The sequence below is a fragment of the Dokdonia sp. Hel_I_63 genome (assembly GCF_007827285.1).
In the GTDB taxonomy this organism is placed as follows: domain Bacteria; phylum Bacteroidota; class Bacteroidia; order Flavobacteriales; family Flavobacteriaceae; genus Dokdonia.
Map to the genome: position 1 here is coordinate 1,613,707 of NZ_VISD01000001.1, position 16,603 is coordinate 1,630,309.

Consider the following 16,603-nt stretch of genomic DNA (forward strand, 5'->3'; position numbering starts at 1 on the left):
AGCTAGTGGTTGTATTCTATTTTAACAATTGATTTTCAGTGTTGTGACGTGCATTTTGTCACATGTTGTATTTGGCTCGATTTTTGGCTGTTCATTATTATGTTGACAACTAAGTCTTAGTTTTAAAGCAGTACTCTTAAGTATTATTACATTTATATAAAGTGTAATTCAAAAATGTCGTTTATGGATTTTGGACAAGAAGGAAATAGTATATCGCTTACGCGCTTTGAGTCTATGTTAAAGACTAATGACGTGATTTTCTTTGATGCTGAGGAATTTGAGGATATTGCTAATCATTATATTGAAAGTGGTAAGATTGCGCTTGCGCGAAAAGCTGTCAAGTTAGGACTAGACCAGCATCCTACATCTTCAAATTTGAGACTTTTTAAAGCCGAACTTTTTATTTTTGAAAATAAATTTGACAAAGCAGATGCTATCCTTACAGAGCTTCACTTGCTAGATCCTCATAACGAAGAAGTTTATATTCAAAAAGCAAATATTTACAGTAAGCAGGATGACCATGAGAAGGCCATCCACCTGCTTGAACAAGCAATAGATCTTACAGACGACCCTGCAGATGTGTATTCTCTTATAGGGATGGAATATTTATTTCTAGAAGACTTTCAGAATGCAAAGCTTAACTTCATGAAGTGCCTTGAGGTAGATGATCAAGATTATAGCGCGTTATATAATGTGATTTACTGTTTTGATTTTCTAGAGGAACACGAAGGAGCGATAGATTATTTAAATATGTTTTTAGATAATAATCCGTATTGTGAAGTAGCTTGGCATCAAATAGGGAAGCAATACTTCGGACTTAAAAATTACGAGAAAGCATTATCATCTTATGAGTTTGCAATCATTAGTGATGATCGTTTTGTAGGTGCTTATCTTGAAAAAGGAAAAGTGCTAGAAAAGCTAGGACGATACAATGAGGCGCTCGAAAATTATCAAATTACTTTAGAGCTAGAAGATCCTACCTCATTTGCGTTACTACGTATGGGTAAATGCTATGATAAGCTAGGAAGCGATGAGCTTGCAATTAAGCATTTTGAACGTTGTGTACACGAAGATCCATTACTAGATAATGGGTGGATGGCAATTACAGATTTTTATCAAAAGAGACTAGATTATCAGAAGGCTTTGTTTTTTATAAATAAAGCAATAAATATCGATAGTGATAATGTGTTATACTGGAAACGCTATGCTACCATAAATCATAAGCTTAAATTTCTAGAAGCAGCAGAGGAAGGATATCGTCGCACCTTAGAACTTGGTAATTATGAGCTTGAAACTTGGTTACAGAGAAGTGATATTCTTGTGCAATTAGGAGAGCCAGACGCCTCTATTACAAATCTTACGCAGGCAATGGAATTCTATCCTGAAAGTGCAGAGATTGCTTTTAGACTCGCAGGACTTAACTATAGCAATGGTAATGATATCCAAGGACGGTATTTTTTAATTAACGGTTTAAAGATAGAACCAGAATTCTCAATTATATTAGGCGAACTATTCCCTTATGCTGCAAGTAAAAAAGAAGTGCTTGAACTAGTACAGCAATACTTAGGTTAATACTATTCTAAAATCTTGATTAAATGTAGGTGCTTATTGTGAAAGCTAGTATTTTAGCTTGACGCGAAAAATATAAACCTATGCCTAAACCATCAGCTTCCTATTTACTTGTAATTTTAAAAGGTATGGCCATGGGAGCGGCAGATGTTGTTCCAGGAGTATCTGGAGGAACCATCGCATTTATATCTGGAATCTATCAAGAGCTTATTGAAACGATTGATAAGTTAGATTTTGGTGTTCTTAAAGTGTGGAAGAAGGAAGGAATCAAAGCAGCTATCAAGGAGTATAATCTTAAATTCCTAGGAAGCCTTTTTCTTGGGGTTGCCATCAGTATTTTATCACTTGCACGCGTTTTTAAGTACTTATTAGAAGTGTATCCAATAATGGTATGGTCATTCTTTTTTGGCTTAGTACTCGCTAGTATTTTATACATAGGTAAACAAATCACTAAGTGGAATCCCACAGTAATTATAGCACTAATTCTAGGTGTAGCTGTAGCTTATTTTATTACCATTGCCGCACCATCTGAAGCGCCAAATGTATGGTGGTTTTATTTCCTTTCTGGTTGTATAGCCATTATAGCAATGATACTTCCTGGAGTTTCTGGTTCATTTATATTAGTGCTGTTAGGTTCGTATGGAATGGTTTTAGGAACTATTACAGATGCTCAAGATGCATTGTTAGCAAAAGATTGGGCATTATTACGCGCTGCAATATTTAAAATATTTCTTTTTGGAATGGGCTGTATCGTTGGGCTCAAGTTATTTTCAAAAGTTCTCAAATGGATGTTTGAACACAAAAAGCAAATCACGCTAGCCGTACTCACTGGCTTTATGATTGGTTCGCTCAATAAAATCTGGCCTTGGAAGGAAGTGCTATCTACTCGAATAGATAGACACGGAGAGGAAGTTCCTGTAGAGGCTGTAAGTATTTTACCATCTTCTTTTGATGGTGATCCTCAAGTGTTATACGCGGTGGTGTTTGCCGTAATTGGATTTGCACTAATCTTATTACTAGAAAGAGCTGCGGTTAAAAAAAATGTATATGCAGACTGAGACTAGATCACTTTCTGATAAAGTCTGGCTAGTTCTCAAAGGGCTGGCTATGGGTGCCGCAAATAAGGTGCCTGGAGTTTCTGGAGGTGTAGTCGCATATGTAGCAGGTTTTTATGAAGAGTTTATTTACTCACTTCAAAAAGTTAATGGTAAAGCTTTAAAGTTACTTTTTGGAGGACGTCTCAAGAGCTTCTGGAGATATATTAACGGTAAGTTTTTAGGGCTACTTATACTTGGTATGCTTATCAGCTATTTTAGCGTGTCGCTACTATTAGATATTGCCATTCGCAATTATCCTTTACTCGTATGGAGTGCTTTTTTTGGAATGATTATAGGTTCCATTTACTATATCGCAAAGGATTTTCAAGAGTGGACAAGGCGTAATATTGTGATGCTCATCTCGGGAATTATATTTGGTGTTGCTATAAGCCTTATGGAGCCAGCCCAAGAAAATGACAACCTATTTTTTGTATTTATATGTGGTATTATAGGTGTTTCTGGTATGACATTGCCAGGGCTCTCAGGCTCGTTTATCCTTATACTTCTAGGTAATTATGTGCTGCTCCTTGTAGACGCTGTAAATGCATTGTTCGTGACGATGACTAGCGTTTTTGGTGGTGATTTCACTTTTATAGATGATCCAGAGCACATGCGATTACTTACGGTGCTTATCGTTTTTTCGCTGGGCTCTCTTACAGGTCTCGTGACTTTATCTCACTTTTTAAGTTTCTTACTCAAGAAATTTAGATGGGCGACTAATGCTGCGATTCTAGGCTTTATTATAGGCTCTCTTGGCGTAGTCTGGCCGTGGAAGCTTGAAGTTTTTAAAAGGGACTCCTTAGGGGAGATAGCGATAGACAGAAATGGTAGCCCCATATTAGATAATTATGATCGCTACATGCCTACAGATATTAATATAGAAAATGTGCTCGCGGTATTTTTTATCCTCACCGGTATTTTTATGGTCGTGGCATTAGGGAAATATGGAACAAGAACAAAAGCTCGTGGATAAGTACGGACTCATAGGAAAAGATATAGGATACTCATTTTCTAGAGGGTATTTTAAAAATAAGTTTGACAAGCTAGCGATAGCGGCAACATATGTAAATTTTGATGTTCCCGAGAAAGAAGCCTTAAAAGATCTTTTTTCTCCCGCTTACGCGAAAGGTTATAATGTAACCATCCCTTATAAACAAGATGTAATACCCTTAGTAGATAATCTCAATTCAGATGCCGAAGCTATTGGAGCTGTAAACACCATAAGAGTTGAAAGTGATGGAACATTAACTGGTTATAATACGGATTTTATTGGTTTTAGAGATACCTTATTGGAGCACTTTGGAGACTCTCTTTTTGAAGATTTTGGCACACCAAACTTTAAAAGTAGAGATTTAAAATGCCTTATTTTAGGAACAGGAGGAGCATCAAAGGCGGTACACTATGCAATGCAACAGCTTGGTGTGCAATGTGTTTTTGTTTCGCGAAAGCGTAAAGAATCAACAATAACCTACGAAGATCTAGATAGAGAACTCATCGAGAGCCAGACTTTTATAGTGAATACAACGCCGCTAGGCACCTATCCGGATGTAGAGGAATCCCCAGATATTCCATATTTATTTTTAAATGAAACACATGTTGCATTTGACTTGATTTATAATCCGGCAGAGTCTTCTTTTTTACGATATGCAGGCGAGCAAGGAGCGACCATAATTAATGGTTTGCGCATGCTAGAATTGCAAGCAGAGGCCTCATGGTCAATATGGAACAGCTAGAAAGCTGCATTATGCCCATATGTGCCCGCTAAATAGTATATTTACCTATATTCAAATAGAACCCTAACATTGAAAGAAATGTCTGAAGAGAAGAAACCCCAAGATCCAAGTATTGAAGAGCATCTAGAAGAAACGGCTCCTGCCGCAGATCGAACTATGAATGCAGAAATAGAAGCGCTCGCTGCCGAGGCAAACGATACTGAGTTATCTACAGAGGAAGTGAGTGGAAACGCTACTACCACGACAGAAGCTCCACCTGCTGAAACTACAGCAGTTACTGAGGAGGCGCCTGTAGAAAAAAAGGAAGTACCAAAAAAAGATTATACCGTTCTTTCAAAAGAGGAGTTAATTGCAGAGCTGCAATTACTGATCAAAAATGAAAGAGTTACAGATATAAAAGATCAAGTAGAAGAAATTAATACCTTGATTAATGCTCAGTTTGACGCAGCGCAAGAGGAGGCTAAACAAGCATTTCTTGCCGAAGGTGGAAATATTATTGATTTTAGATTTTTCTCTCCGCTTAAAAAGGAGTTTAATGAGGTGTATTACGAGTACCGTAATAAGCGTCAAGAATTTTATGAGCGCAAACGTAAAGATCAAAATGCAAACCTTAGAGAACGTCAGGACTTAATAGAAGAGGTAAAAGCATTACGCAATGAACTAGGAGGTGCAGAGAGTGTAAACACTACGTTCAATAAATTTAAGGATATCCAAGAACGCTGGAATAATGCAGGTAACATCCCAAGAGATCGTTACAATCTGGTATGGAACGATTACTATTTCCATATTGATGCATTTTATGAGTTATTGCACTTAAATCGTGATTTCCGCGATAAGCATTTTAAAGAAAATCTAGATAAGAAATTACTGCTTATAGAAAGAGCAGAGGAGTTAGGAGCAGAGCCTAATATCAATAAAGCTTTTAAAGAATTACAATTACTTCACCGCATGTGGAAAGAGGAGATAGGTCCTGTTGCACGTGAGTATAGTGATGAGATCTGGGACAAATTCAGTGTTGCAACAAAGAAGATACATGATGCGCGCGATGAGAAACAGAAGGAAGTAGAGGCTGTGTGGGTTCAAAATCTAGAACAGAAAAATGAAATCATTGCTAAGATAAAAGAGGTAGCTCAAGATGATATCAAGGCTCACAAAACAGTACAAGCCAAAATCAAGAAGGTAGAGGCTTTACGTGATGAATTCTTTAAAGCTGGTAAAGTTCCTAAAGAAAATAACGAGGAGACATGGGCATCTTTTAAAGAAGCAACAAAATTATTCAACCACAAGAAGAATGATTTTTACAAGTCTCAAAAGAAGGAACAATACGATAACCTTGCAAAGAAACAAGCACTTGTAAAAATAGCACAAGAGCACAAGGATAGTGATGACATTCCTGGAACATTAGATGTGATGAAACGCATCCAAGCAGACTGGAAAAAAGTAGGTCACGTACCTCGTAAGGATAGCGATAAGATCTGGAAAGCATTTAAAGAGGCGTGTAATCACTTCTTTGATCGCATGAAGGATTCTAAGAAGCAAGCAAATGCTGGTGAGCAAGACAACCTAGAGAAGAAGCAAGCTTTAATGAAGACTGTAAAAGAAGCTAAGATGACTGGCGAGCGAGATGCAGATCTCATAGCAATCAAGGCTTTTATAGAAGAGTGGAAAGCTATAGGCCGTGTTCCTTATGCAAAGAAAAATATCGATCAGGACTTTAATAAAGTTCTCGACGGTCTTTTCAAGCAACTTGATATAGATAAAAAAGAAGCAGAGCTTATCAAATATGAGAACCGTATGAGTGTTATGGTTGATAGTGATGATGAAAGAGCTATTGAGAGAGAACGTTTCTTTATTCGTAAGAAGATAGATGAGGTAAAAGCAGAGATTAATCAGCTAGAGAATAATCTAGGCTTTTTCCAGCATGTAGCAGATGATAACCCTATGGTGGCAGAGGTTCACAAGAATATTGCACGCCATAAGGAAGATTTAAATATGTGGAAATCTAAGTTACGTAAACTCAGAATGGCAATCACAGAAAGCCAGAAAGTAGAGGAGGAAGAAACAACCGAAACTGAAGAAGCTGAAGATACATCAGATTCATAATTGTAACATTTTGAGCATAGTGTCGTCTTTATAGTATCAATCAATCTTTAAAAATCGACATTATGAAAACTCAAGTACACACAACACAGTTACAGAATCCTAGGCAAGGGAGAAATTTAATTTTAGGGGTATATGTAATATTCTCCACATTCTTAATAACTTCTTACACGCTAGTACAGTATTTCTCTATGTAGAGTAAATGAAAAAAAACACAACGTAAGTTGTGTTTTTTTTTGCGCATAACTCAACGTCTTGCAGTACCTATAAACCACAAAATCCGCTCCCAATTATGGAAGCGGATTTTGCTTTTTCATAGCAGATTTTGTCTATGCTACTTAAACTAAGTAGAAAGACACTATATATGTCGGTTGGTTATAAGAGACCTTACAAAAATGTATCTTTGAGTTTAAAATAAATTATTATGATGCGCATTCTATTATTTCTTTTTGTGGTTACTGCAACAACCATAAGCTGTGATGGTCAGAAAAAGAAGGAATCACCTTCTAACACGATTACAACAAATTATTACTTTATTCGTCACGCAGAAAAAGATTTGAGTGATCCTAGTAACGGTAATCCAGATTTAACTACAGAAGGAGAAGAAAGAGCAGAGCGATGGAAGGCTTATTTCTCAGATAAAGATATAGATGCCGTATACTCGACAGACTATATACGTACAATGCGCACTGCACAACCTACTGCCGTGGCAAATAATGTTGAGATACAATCCTATAACCCGGCGGATTTATATTCAGAAGATTTTAAAATGGATACTGCAGGTAAAAATATTGTAGTGGTTGGGCATAGCAACACCACTCCTAATTTTGCAAATGCTGCATTAGGTGAAAACTCTTTTAAAGATATTGATGAGTCTGAATACTTTCATCTCTATCATGTACAACTGATTGTTAATGATGAAACGGGAGAGGTGATTGATAAAAAGTATAATGCAGTTGTTGTAGACTAGCAGTTATCAGGACAGATAGTTACAGTGATATTCTCAAGCTCAATCTTACTTAAAAGATTGAGCTTGTTGTTTTCAAAGAGATTATCAAGCGTGGTAAGCGCAGGAAATTGCTCTTCAGGTTTGTAATTGCGATAATCTACAAAGCGTATTCCTTCTATGATACGTTCATTGTAAGCTTCTCTAAAACGCGTGCCACCTTCAGAAGTTTGATAGTTATAGGCAAGATAATTTACGTTGTAATTTTCTTTATGAATCCAGTACATGTACTCATCTTGAAAATCCTCACCACCACCTTCTTTTGCAAATGCTACTTTAATACGGTAATAAGACTCGCCTTTTACGGTAACTTCATCCACTAGATTTTTTCTTACTGCTGGATCATTTAACCCATATGGAAGTACAGAAAAGTAATGAACAGAGTTAACGCTATTTGCATAACGATTTTTCATGCTATCTGCTACTGGGATAGGTGCGCTTTCGCGAAAGCGTACAAATTCTCCATTATCTTTAATAACGTCTTGTTGTACCTGACATTCAGCATCCGTACAACGTTCTAAGGTGCGTAAACCTTCATTGCGAGTGGCTCTATAGTAGAAATTTCTAAACTTGAAATGAATACTAGAATGTTCAATTTGAGCACCTCCAGAAGCTGCTATGGCCTTATCTACAATCTCTTGTGCAGTAGGTGTTTTTTGAGAACAACTTGTGATAATGAATAATAAAATAATCGCCGAAAGAAATCGAAACATATAAAGGGTTTTCTGAGTGGTGTGGTCGTTAGAAATAATTACTTCTTACAATGGCTTGTGTTAAGGCTACAAAAATACAATCTCTTTGTTGTTAAAAATAAGACTAGGAGTCAAGAGATGATTTTTTTGATTTGAAGATTAATTTCAGGTTAGATTTCTTTTCAACTTTGTACATTTGTTATAATGTCAAATACGGTTAACATAAAGAATAGAAGGGCGCGCTTTGAGTATGAATTACTCGATAAGCTCGTTGCTGGAATCGTACTTACGGGTACAGAGATCAAAGCAATACGAGAAGGTAAAGCCTCCATCGCAGAGAGTTTTTGTGAGTTTAATGATCATGGAGAAATGTTTGTGATTAATATGACGGTGCAAGAATATTCTCATGCTACCTATTTTAATCACCAGCCTAAAAATCAACGTAAGTTATTACTTAATAAACGCGAACTCAAAAAATGGGAACGTGAGGTAAATAAATCAGGTCTTACTATTGTACCACTACGTTTATTTACAAACGAGAAAGGATTTGCAAAGCTTGAAATTGCACTTGCAAAAGGAAAGAAAACCTACGACAAACGAGAAACTATAAAAGATCGAGATAACAAGAAAAACTTAGATCGCATCAAGAAGTCTTTTAATAATTAAAACTCATTTTCTCAGTTTAACATTTTGTTAGGCAACTATTTATAATTTTATAACGTCTTTTATAGAGTACTATTCTCTATGCGTTTAAGATTACTTCTACTTTTATTATTTATCACCTTCCAAGTTGTTGCACAGTTTCCTATGTCTATGCAAGGACAGGTTACTCTTGAAGATAAAGTTCTAGAGTCTGCTCACGTGACTAATCTCAACTCACAGGGGAGTACTACTACAGATAATAACGGAATATTCTGGCTACAAGTAGATGTGGGTGATGTATTACTTGTATCCCATGTTTCGGCCAAAGAGAAATTTGTTATCATACACAAGCAGCTAGCAAATGAACCTTTGCTTTCTATATCGTTAAAAGAACAAAGAAATGAGCTAGATGAAGTGATCATAAAGGAACAGCCAGATATAACAGTACAAAGTGTAGGTATTATACAGGGAGAACAAAAAATTCCAACTGCAAATGAACGTAGGTTACATACAGCAGGAGATTTTAAACCTATTCATCTACTTAGTTTATTAGGTGGCAGTCTACAAGTAGACCCTATAATTAATGCTATTACTGGCCGTACTAAAAGGCTTAAACGTTATGTAGAAATAGATAAGCAAATCGCCGTTTTTCAAAGTCTATATGAATATCATGCCTATTTTGTAAAAGATAGGTTTGAGATAGACGATACCGAGGTTAAGCGATTTTTTAACGAGCTAGTAGACCACCCAAACATTACAGCATTACTTAAGAAAAATAATGAAGACCAGATTCGTATATGGCTTTGTGCTCAGTATCTTATCTTTAGTAATTCATAATTTTTCATTTTCTAAGACAATTACATGCGCACATACTTTACATTAGTTTTTATACTACTCTTTTCCTTTGTTACAGCTGCACAGATTACAGGTACTGTAGTAAGTAAAGAAGGTGAGGCGCTTCCATTTGTAAATGTGTTTATAGAAAATACTAACCGAGGTACTACCACAAATGGTGATGGGCAATACGCTCTAGAATTACTGGTAATAGATCAAGGAGAAACATTAAATGTCACCTTTCAGTTTCTAGGCTATGCAACGGTTATAAAGGAAGTGGAGGTAAATTCTGAAGAAATGACAGTTTCTGTTGTAATGGAAGAATCTTCTACATCCCTAGATGAAGTAATCGTGCAAGGTGGTATAAATCCCGCAGATCGCATTATACAAGGAGCAATAGCCTCAAGAAAAAAGAATTTACAGAAGATAGGAGCGTATACGGCCTCCTTTTACTCTAGAGGTCTGTGGCAGGTAAAAGATGCACCAGATAAAATTTTAGGGCAAGAAGTAGGAGATTTAGGCGGTGGTCTGGACTCTACACGAACAGGTATAATATATTTAAGTGAGACTATTTCAAATATTAAATATCAGCGTCCAGATAATTTTAGCGAGGTAATTGTAGCGAGTAAAGTAAGTGGAGATGATAACGGTTTTAGCTTTAATACTGCGAGCGATGCAAATTTCTCTTTTTATGAAAATACCCTAGATCTCAATACGCAGATCATTTCTCCTATCGCTAGTAATGCATTCTCTTACTACAAGTATAATCTTGAAGGAACGTTTTTTGAAAACGACCAACTCATCAATAAAATAACGGTAACACCACGTAGAGAAAACGACCGGGTATTTACTGGAACCATCTATATTGTAGAAGATTCATGGCAACTTTATGGCGTAGATTTACAAACGGATGGTAGTGCGATTCAAGTGCCATTTATTGAAAATCTCAACTTTAAGCAGAATTTTAAATATGAATCCTCACTTAGTCAGTGGGTAAAAATCTCACAAGTCATAGACTTTAGCTTTGGTTTTTTAGGACTTAAAGGTGATGGTAGATTTACAGCAGCTTATTCTGATTATGAGTTTGCTCCTCAGTTTACGAAGGGCTCTTTTTCGGCAGAGATTTTGTCTTTTGCAGATCAGGCAAATAAAAAAGATAGTGTGTTCTGGGAGCGCAGTCGTCCCGTGCCTTTAACGTCACTTGAAATAAATGATTATATCAAGAAAGATAGCATACAGGTTATAAGAAAATCAAAGAAGTACCTAGATTCTATAGATGACCGAGGCAATCGATTTAAGATTACTTCGTCCATCTTTGGATATTCTTATACAGATACTTATAATAAATGGCGATTTGGAATCACGCCACCTATCCAGAATATTCAGTTTAATACCGTTCAAGGTTGGAACGGAACCATGCAGGCAACTTATTCTAGTTGGAGTGATGAAGATTATAGTAAATCTCTTTCCGCTTTCGCGAAAGCGAACTATGGATTTTCAGAAGATCGTTTGCGTTATACATTAGGATTTACTAGACGTTTTAATCGTACTAATAGAGCCACTATAAGTGCTACGGGAGGAGTTGATATTTTACAAGTGAATAATGCAGACCCTATACGCCCTATTATAAATTCATATCTCACATTAACTCAGGAAAAGAACTTTGCAAAATATTACGAAAAGGAATTTGCACAACTATACTATGGACAAGAAATAGTGAATGGCTTGCGAGCAAACGCCATTATTGCTTACGAGCAGCGTAATCCTGTTTTCAACACTACAGACCAAACATTCTTCCCAAAAGAGGATCGTGAGTATACTAGTAATAATCCGCTCAATTCTTTTGATACTGAGAATGGAGCTTTTGAAGCGCACTCTTTAGGGAAGTTGCTTATAAGTGCCACGGCAAATTTTGGTCAGAAATACTACAGTTATCCTAGCGGGAAATTTAATGTTACCTCAGAAAAATATCCATCACTAACCTTAGTGTATGAAAAAGGTTTTGGAGCTTCTATAGCAGATTATAACTTTGACCAACTACGCGTTGTCGCTCAACAAGAGTTTAATGTGAGTAATAAGGGTAGAATGTCTTATGATGTGCGCGCTGGGACCTTCTTAGGCACCGCAAAAGGTGTGAGCTTTATAGATAGACAGCATTTTAATGGTAATCGCTCGCTTTTTTTTGAGCCATCACGCCTCAATCGATTTAATGTCTTACCTTATTATGAACGTAGTACAAACCAAGGGTATGTAGAAGGACATGCCGAGCATAATTTTAAAGGGTGGATACTAGGGAAGATTCCACTTGTAAATAAACTAAACTTCAATCTTATAGCAGGAGCTCACGTACTTAGCACAAATGAAAGTCCATTCTACAGAGAGTTCACCGTAGGAATAGGAAATGTAGGTTGGGGTAAATTTAGGCTATTGCGTTTTGACTATGTGTATGGTCAAGGAGCGCTAGGAGGTAATGATGGTGCGTTTCTGATAGGGTTGAGCTTGTAAAATTCTTTTAATAACCTTTCTTATAATTTTCTTTTTCTTTTAGAAATTGCACTGTGTCACCTGAATCAATTTTAAATTTAGTTTTGATGGTATGTCTATCTTGTATCTCTTGCCTATAAACTACAAAGTGTAGATGTGGTCCATCGCTATAGCCTACATTACCACTGTATCCTATTAATTCTCCTTGTTTTACTACAGTGCCTTTCTTGAGAGTAGATCCTTTAAATTTTAGGTGTGCATAATCTGCAAATGTGCCATCATCGTGATAGATGGTTATTTTGTTATTGAACTGTTTGCATTCTGGCTTAAAACACGTTTTATTGTTATTTACTATGACCGTAGTAACAATGCCTCCTCTCGCCGCAGTGATAGACGTCCCTATGGGCATGCTAAAGTCTAATGAATTCTCATTTTGATGCGTTTGCTTCCCATTGTAACCTTGAAATAAAAGATACTCCTCACCTTTTTTAAATGGTAGGTCATATATGTGATTTTCATCATATAACGTTTTATGGTGATTACCTTTATTAAAAAAGGTTTTGTAAGAGTATTTATAGGCTTTTACTTTATTTATTATGGCTAGTGAATTAGTGAGTTGTCTTTTTGAGTGAGCTGGAATAACATAAACAGTACCGTTTTTATCTTTACTTTTTAAATTAGTAAGGTCAAAATTTATTTTGATGCTTATCGGGTATGGTTCATTATTATCTACAAAAAAGTCATATCCATTTGCTATGGATTCTCCATAAGCTTTTATATCAAACTGTTCACTTTGAGCAGATGTAGACATGACTGCGCAAATTAGGGCAAGTAATAAAGTTGTTCTTTTCATTATTTGATCTTTTAAGATTATTCAGGAAACACAACACTTTCATACGCCCCAAAGTCTGAATTACTTGTGCGGCTCGTGCCTATAATATCTAACGGGAATTGGTTTGATGCACTTTGAAGTCCGAGGCCGTTGCTTGCTGTGTTTTCTCCTATTTGGAGCATGTTTTCTGTTGGCTCAAAGAAATCTGGATCTCCACCTCTTATAATGTCTTGATAGAAACTTACGTTTGTAAAATCAAATAACGGATTTTCATTAAAATCTCCAAAATCATCATCAAAACGAATCTGAGTATTTGTAAACTTGAAGTTAAACGGAGCGCTGTCATCTTTATTAAAACCTAGCTCCTCATCCTGATTACCATATATAATACAATTTGTAAAATTAGCTTGAGCAAGTTCGCCTACTAAAAGAGTGTCCCCACTTAGAAGGGTATTGTCTATAAATACTGCGGGTGTATTTCTGAAACTCTGCGTCCAGTAATTCGCAAAGGTGCTATGCGTGAAATTGTAACTACCGCCTAATTGTATAAGCATAGCAAACTGGCCACAGTTATTAATCACAGTATTAGAAGCTTCCACAGCCGAAAATCTATTGAGTAACCCCACAGCAGATGCATTGTAGATCTGAGTGTTGCTAAGAGTAAGGCTAGGAGTCGCTGAGTTGTTTGCGCTAGATTCATTAAGAATTCCTACCGTGGCATTTTTAATAGTTGCATGATTAATGGTATTGTTTACACTACCATCTGTAAGTAAGATAGTTCCCCATTGACCTGGAACATTAGAAAAAACAGTCTCAAGTCTATCGCTTTCAAAAATCACTTCATTTTCAAGAAGTACGCTATCTGTGCTTAATAATCCGTTTACTTGTAGCGATGCATTATCTGCAATGAGTAAGCCGCTATCTGCATGGAAGTGAATGCGTGCGCCAGCTTCTATGTTGAGCGTTTTAGCGTCAATTCCATTAGGATCTCCTACAGCCATATATCCATAAATTACATAAGGCTTATCATTTGTAAAAGTAAGCTCATCATCCATGAGATAGCGTCCTTCTAGCGAAGTTTCTACATTATTTACGGTAAGTGTTTCTACTATTCCAGTAGCTCCATCACGTTCTGGAAAAAGAAATATAGCATCTTTAACCAAGGTTACAAGATCTACTTGTTGCGTTGTTCCTGTGCTATTAAACTCTATAATATCTGTATATAAAAACTCATTAGAGCCATCGCCTACACTATTTATATCCAGCGTAGTTTCTACAAAAACAAAGATGCTATCATTTGCAAGAATCTCTACGTTTTCAAAAGTTCTACCAGGCATTCCATCTACGTTGAGTCTATAATTTGAAGATTCACCTAGTCCTAAACGCACACTAGGAATTGAAATATCCTCGTCACTGCGGTTATATACTTTAAGATTATAGGTGCTCGAGCCTATGTTTGTAAAAACAGTATCTAAAAAAATAGTATCTCTAGAGAACTCAAGATTACCCGTGCTTGCTGTCGTTTCAAAATCATTACGACAAGAGCTAAAGGTTATAATTCCAGCAAGGACGATGAGTAGGTATATACTGCGCATGTAAATGTAGTTTGTAACAAATATAAAGCATTAAGTGTAGTGTTTTTAGTGTCCTTTTTCTTTCTTGAGACGCCTTTTTTCTCTTCTCTCTTCTTTCTTAATTTGTTTGTAATCGAGTATGAGAACTTCTCCTAAAAGAATGTTTTGATCCTCATCTTTAAAATTCACATTTATTTCAACTTGTGAGCCTACGAGTATTGTACGTGGTTCGTAACCTAAGAAGCTATACTTAATCGTTTCTCCAGGATACACTTTGAGACTATAATTTCCTTCAAAATCTGTTTGATAAGCTCTTGAAGTTCCATGAACGGTTATGTTCACTCCAGGAAGCGGGCCAACCATATCGGTAACAGTGCCTTTTATGGTTACTAGTTTTTGTGGAGTTTTATGCTTTCGCGAAAGCGAACCAATTCCTAAACTATCATACGCATTAATAGGTAATTCAACGGGTGCTATGTCTCCAGTGATAAAGACCTCTTCTGTGGTTTGAGATGCCGCATCTCCAGCCGAAAGTGTAGCGATCGGCACTAACAAAGAAGCTGCATATTGCGCAAAACTACGGCCTTTATGATGCGATAAAGATAGGGGTGTACCTAGCTGGTCTTTTCTAAAACGACCACAAATCGAATCTCCACTCACTATACGATCACGTAATTGTGTTGTAGTGTGTGCTGTAAAATCAATGACCTCTTTATTACATACAGCGCAGTGTTTTCCTTGCTGGGTAGGAGTCATTTTAGTCCAGTCTTCATGACATGGCTTTGGGATTGTAAGGGCGATAGGCTTTTTCATAATGCTTTGATTAACTGATGTAAATCTAGTTAATCAAGCATCTTGCCAATAGTCATAATGAGTAAACGCGCGGTTACGGTGAGTAAACAGACTATTTTTCTACAATCTCTATTTCAAATAAGGTGTTCCAGTGTTTTCCAGTCACAAAAAGACGACCTTCATTTGCTTTATAAGCGATTCCATTAAGAACTTCGTTTGCTGAATCTAAGCCTGATTGTACTTCCTTTTTAAGTTCTCTTAAATCTATAAGTCCTTCTATAGCACCAGATTTAGGATTAATAATTGAAATTAAATCTACTTGATAATTATTTGCATAAATTTTTCCATTTACCCACTCAAGTTCATTAAGTCTACTCGTTACTTTAGAATTGTCTGTAGGCTCTATATAAGATTGCTCAGAAAGGTTAGAAGGGTCTAGCGTCCAGATTTTACTAGTTCCGTCAGACTTGTAAATAACCGTACCATCATTTGTAAGTCCCCAGCCTTCTTTACTTTGATTGTAAGCAAATGTTCCAGTCTTCTCAAAGGTATCTTTGTTGTAAATAAAGCCTGTATTTTTCTGCCATGTGAGTTGGTAGATATTGTCTCCTATGATCGTCATGCCTTCTGCAAAATAAGAGTTGTCTAGCTTTACTTCTTTGAGAACTGCGCCAGTCTTGTAGTCAAGTTTTCGCAGTGTAGACTCGCCATAGCTTCCATTACTTTCATAAAGTGTATCTCCTACAAATTCTAGTCCTTGTGTGTAGGCATCTGTTTGATGTGGGTATCTATTTATGATTTTATAACCATATACTTTAGGAGCTTTAGTGTGCAGTATATTTATTTTTTGAGTAGCAGTTGTCGTTCCATCTGGAGTAGAGATAGTTGCGGTTAAGGTTCTGCCACCTAATTTTGGCGAAGTAAGCGTAGTGGTATATTTACCGCTGTCTTTATTACTGCCTAAGCGCTGTCCGTCAAGATCATAAACGACAGAGTCTATTGCGATATTTTTTTTCGCTTTAAGCGAAATAGCAATCTCTCCACCATTTTTTATAGAATTTTTAATGGCACTAGTCTCGATTGTGAAGTTTCCATCTAGTGATCCTTTATCACCACAGCCTATGATAAGAAGTGGTAAAAGTAATAGAATGAGGTGCTTAGCGTATGCTGTCATGTGATGTTGAATTTTAAGGCAATTTAAAACAAAAAATCGGGCAAAAAAACCTTGCGACTTCTCAAAGAAGCTAT

At 36.5% G+C, this 16,603-nt stretch carries 14 protein-coding genes; 9 read left to right on the forward strand and 5 right to left on the reverse strand.

The features are described 5' to 3' along the window. The first annotated feature begins 183 nt into the window (after positions 1-183). From JM84_RS07145 to JM84_RS07170, 6 genes are all read left to right on the forward strand, one after another. The gene (locus JM84_RS07145) at positions 184-1,572 is read left to right on the forward strand and encodes a tetratricopeptide repeat protein (RefSeq protein WP_013749724.1); all 1,389 of its coding nucleotides are present in this window, start codon (positions 184-186) and stop codon (positions 1,570-1,572) included. Between the two features lie 80 nt (positions 1,573-1,652). Further along, positions 1,653-2,627 (forward strand): DUF368 domain-containing protein, encoded by a 975-nt coding sequence (locus tag JM84_RS07150; protein ID WP_013749723.1) that lies wholly within the window; start codon positions 1,653-1,655, stop codon positions 2,625-2,627. Continuing rightward, positions 2,617-3,639 (forward strand): DUF368 domain-containing protein, encoded by a 1,023-nt coding sequence (locus JM84_RS07155; protein ID WP_013749722.1) that lies wholly within the window; start codon positions 2,617-2,619, stop codon positions 3,637-3,639. Before JM84_RS07150 ends, JM84_RS07155 begins: the two co-directional genes overlap by 11 nt. Then, positions 3,611-4,399, forward strand: a complete 789-nt coding sequence (locus JM84_RS07160; protein WP_013749721.1) for a shikimate dehydrogenase family protein — start codon at positions 3,611-3,613, stop codon at positions 4,397-4,399. Before JM84_RS07155 ends, JM84_RS07160 begins: the two co-directional genes overlap by 29 nt. A gap of 78 nt (positions 4,400-4,477) precedes the next feature. Then, the gene (locus JM84_RS07165; protein ID WP_144783396.1) at positions 4,478-6,502 is read left to right on the forward strand and encodes a DUF349 domain-containing protein; all 2,025 of its coding nucleotides are present in this window, start codon (positions 4,478-4,480) and stop codon (positions 6,500-6,502) included. Between the two features lie 421 nt (positions 6,503-6,923). Continuing rightward, positions 6,924-7,469: a SixA phosphatase family protein gene (locus JM84_RS07170; RefSeq protein WP_144783398.1), complete on the forward strand. Its 546-nt coding sequence runs from the start codon at positions 6,924-6,926 to the stop codon at positions 7,467-7,469. Here the strand turns inward: JM84_RS07170 and JM84_RS07175 are convergent. Then, complete coding sequence (locus JM84_RS07175; protein ID WP_144783400.1) at positions 7,466-8,218, reverse strand: DUF6503 family protein; 753 nt, start codon at positions 8,216-8,218, stop codon at positions 7,466-7,468. The genes JM84_RS07170 and JM84_RS07175 overlap by 4 nt on opposite strands. Positions 8,219-8,401: 183 nt before the next feature. Here JM84_RS07175 and smpB point away from each other — a divergent pair, with 183 nt between their 5' ends. From smpB to JM84_RS07190, 3 genes are all read left to right on the forward strand, one after another. After that, entirely contained in the window at positions 8,402-8,863 is a 462-nt protein-coding gene (gene smpB / locus JM84_RS07180; RefSeq protein ID WP_144783402.1) for an SsrA-binding protein SmpB, read from the forward strand. A 78-nt stretch (positions 8,864-8,941) separates the two neighbouring features. Next, entirely contained in the window at positions 8,942-9,676 is a 735-nt protein-coding gene (locus tag JM84_RS07185) for a hypothetical protein (protein ID WP_144783404.1), read from the forward strand. Between the two features lie 24 nt (positions 9,677-9,700). Then, a complete protein-coding gene (locus JM84_RS07190; protein ID WP_144783406.1) occupies positions 9,701-12,178 on the forward strand; it encodes a DUF5686 and carboxypeptidase regulatory-like domain-containing protein in 2,478 nt (825 codons plus the stop codon). A 7-nt stretch (positions 12,179-12,185) separates the two neighbouring features. On the opposite strand, the gene JM84_RS07195 is transcribed toward JM84_RS07190, so the two are convergent. The 4 genes from JM84_RS07195 to JM84_RS07210 form a co-directional block, all read right to left on the reverse strand. Then, positions 12,186-13,010: a M23 family metallopeptidase gene (locus JM84_RS07195; protein ID WP_144783408.1), complete on the reverse strand. Its 825-nt coding sequence runs from the start codon at positions 13,008-13,010 to the stop codon at positions 12,186-12,188. Positions 13,011-13,027: 17 nt separating this feature from the next. Then, positions 13,028-14,584, reverse strand: a complete 1,557-nt coding sequence (locus tag JM84_RS07200; RefSeq protein WP_144783410.1) for a hypothetical protein — start codon at positions 14,582-14,584, stop codon at positions 13,028-13,030. 45 nt (positions 14,585-14,629) lie between these two features. Then, on the reverse strand, positions 14,630-15,376 hold the full coding sequence (locus JM84_RS07205; RefSeq protein ID WP_144783412.1) for a carboxypeptidase-like regulatory domain-containing protein: 747 nt from the start codon (positions 15,374-15,376) through the stop codon (positions 14,630-14,632). A 91-nt stretch (positions 15,377-15,467) separates the two neighbouring features. Next, complete coding sequence (locus JM84_RS07210; protein ID WP_144783414.1) at positions 15,468-16,529, reverse strand: glutaminyl-peptide cyclotransferase; 1,062 nt, start codon at positions 16,527-16,529, stop codon at positions 15,468-15,470. Positions 16,530-16,603 lie beyond the last annotated feature (74 nt).